General features: G+C 69.7%; 2 protein-coding genes. Both read left to right on the top strand.

Translation table 11 applies throughout. The features are described from left to right. The first annotated feature begins 26 nt into the window (after positions 1 to 26). Positions 27 to 953 (top strand): HpcH/HpaI aldolase/citrate lyase family protein, encoded by a 927-nt coding sequence (locus CH341_RS30615; protein ID WP_111423359.1) that lies wholly within the window; start codon positions 27 to 29, stop codon positions 951 to 953. A gap of 215 nt (positions 954 to 1,168) precedes the next feature. Beyond that, a complete protein-coding gene (locus CH341_RS30610; RefSeq protein ID WP_111423356.1) occupies positions 1,169 to 2,383 on the top strand; it encodes a CoA transferase in 1,215 nt (404 codons plus the stop codon). Positions 2,384 to 2,501: the final 118 nt, after the last annotated feature.

Below are 2,501 nucleotides of genomic sequence, written 5' to 3'. Positions count from 1 at the left end.
CGCTCTTCAGATCTCGACAAACTCTCATGACCGACCGTCTCGAACGTTCCATCCTGATCGTCCCGGCCTCCAACTGGGGCATGATCCAGAAGGCCGCCGCGGCGCCCGCCGACGCGGTGTGCATCGATCTCGAGGACGCCGTCGCGCCCGCCGAGAAGGAGGCGGCGCGCGCCAATGTGGTGCGCGCCTTCAAGGAGCTCGACTTCGGCCGAAAACTCCGCCAGTTCCGCATGAACGGGCTCGACACCTCGTTCGCCTATCGCGACCTCATCGAGGTGGTGGAGGAGGCGGGCGACCGCGTCGATCTCGTCGTGGTGCCTAAGGTCGGCGCGGCCTCGGACGTGCACTTCGTCGCCACGCTGCTGTCGCAGATCGAGGCCGCCATGGGCCTGTCGCGCCCGATCGGCATCGAGGCGCTGATCGAGACGGCGGCGGGCTGCGTCAACATTCGCGAGATCGCCTCCGCCTCGCCGCGGCTGGAGACGCTGATCTACGGCGCCGGCGACTACGCCGCCTCGGTGTGGATGCCGATGGCCTCGATCGGCGAGCCGGACGAGCACGACGCGCTCTATCCGGGCCATCGCTGGCACCACATCATGCACACCATCGTCAGCACGGCGCGCGCCTTCGACAAGCGTGCCGTCGACAGCCCGTTCGCCGGGATACGGGATCCGGACGGGTTCCGGAAGGCGTGCCGTATCGCCCGCGCGATGGGCTTCGACGGCAAGTGGTGCATCCACCCGGCCCAGATCGAGACCGTCAACGAGACCTTCGTGCCGCCCGCGGCGGAGCTGGCCTGGGCGATCCGGGTGCTCGACGCCACCGCGGCCGCGAGCCGGGAGGGCCACGGCGCCATCAGCCTCGACGGCCGCATGGTCGACGTCGCCTCGATCCGCATGTCGCGGACGATCGTCGAACGCGCCAAGCTCGCGGGGCTGCTGCCGCAGGGGTGATCGGCGGAGCTGTACGCCGCGGCCACCCCCCTCCCTGTCCCTCCCCCTCAAGGGGGGAGGGAACGCAAGAGCCGCAGCACTTTCGCTGTCGAGTCGATGATTGTTGGAAGTGATTGGCCTCGCCCCAGCCTGCTCCCTCACCCCTTGTGGGGGAGGGTCGGGGAGGGGGGTAGCGGCACGGTAAAGCGTTCGCATTGTTCAAACGGAGCCTGGTGATGGTCAAGGTCCTGGAAGGCATGCGGGTCGTCGAAGGGTCGGCGTTCGTGGCGGTGCCGTTCGCCGGCATGACATTGGCGCAGCTCGGCGCCGACGTGATCCGGTTCGACCGCATCCGCGGCGGCCTCGACCATCACCGCTGGCCCGTCACCAAGGACAATCAGAGCCTGTTCTGGGCCGGCCTCAACAAGGGCAAGCGCTCGCTCGCCGTCGACATGGCGACGCCGCGCGGCCAGGAGATCCTCACCCGGCTGATCTGCGCGCCTGGGCCCGACTGCGGCATGTTTCTGACCAATCTGCGGGTGCGCGGCTGGATGGACTACGCCAGCCTGAGAAAGCACCGCGAGGACCTGATCATGGTCTCGGTCCTGGGCGACCGGCGCGGCGGCCCCGCCGTCGACTACACCGTGAACCCGGCGGTCGGCTTTCCGTCCGCCACCGGTCCGGAGGGATCGAAGGATCCGGTCTGTCACGTGCTGCCGGCCTGGGATCTGGTCACCGGCCAGAAGGCGGCGCTCGGCCTGATGGCGGCGGAGCGCCACCGCCGCCGGACCGGCCAGGGCCAGCTCGTCGAGCTGGCCCTCAAGGACGTCGCGCTGGCGACGCTCGGTCATCTCGGCATCATCGGCGAGGTCCAGGTCAACGGCTTCGACCGGCCGCGCTTCGGCAATGCGCTGTACGGCGCCTACGGCCAGGATTTCGAGACCGCCGACGGCCGCCGCGTCATGATCGTCGCGCTCACCAACCGGCAATGGGACGGCCTGCGCCACACCACGGGCCTGCACGAGGAGTTCGACGATCTCGGCGTGCGGCTCGGCTTGCGGCTGTCGCGCGAGGGCGACCGCTTCAAGGCCCGCAAGGAGATCACCGAGCTGCTGGCGCCCTGGTTCCGCCAGCGCAATGTCGAGGACTTCGCCCACGCGCTCGACGAGCACGGCGTCACCTGGTCGGTGTTCCGCTCGTTCCGCCAGGTGACCGAGGAGGACCCGGACTGTTCGCCCGACAACCCGATGTTCTCGCGGCTCGAGCAGCCCGGCATCGGCGAGTATCTGGTGCCCGGGACGCCCTTCGCCTTCTCCGAGCTCGACCGCGAGCCGCCGCGCCGTGCCGCCCGGCTCGGCGAGCACACCGACGAGATCCTCGCCGAGATCGGCTACGCCGATCACGAGATCGCGGCGCTGCACGACAACCACATCGTCGCGGGACCGAAGTAAGCGCGGCTAGCTCACCCTCCCCTGGAGGGGGAGGGTCGCCGGCGGTCGACAATGTCGGCCTCGCCCTGGAGACGGGATCGATGGGCAAGCGGGAGCGGCGCGAGCGGGCGCAGGCGCA

The sequence above is a fragment of the Rhodoplanes roseus genome (assembly GCF_003258865.1).
GTDB classification, from domain to species: domain Bacteria; phylum Pseudomonadota; class Alphaproteobacteria; order Rhizobiales; family Xanthobacteraceae; genus Rhodoplanes; species Rhodoplanes roseus.
This window is presented reverse-complemented; position numbering and strand designations above follow the sequence as displayed.

What these genes read in the sequence shown, in the direction of transcription:
- CH341_RS30615 (WP_111423359.1), top strand. Translation starts at nt 27, where the DNA reads ATGACCGACCGTCTCGAACGTTCCATCCTGATCGTCCCGGCCTCCAAC.
- CH341_RS30610 (WP_111423356.1), top strand. Translation starts at nt 1,169, where the DNA reads ATGGTCAAGGTCCTGGAAGGCATGCGGGTCGTCGAAGGGTCGGCGTTC.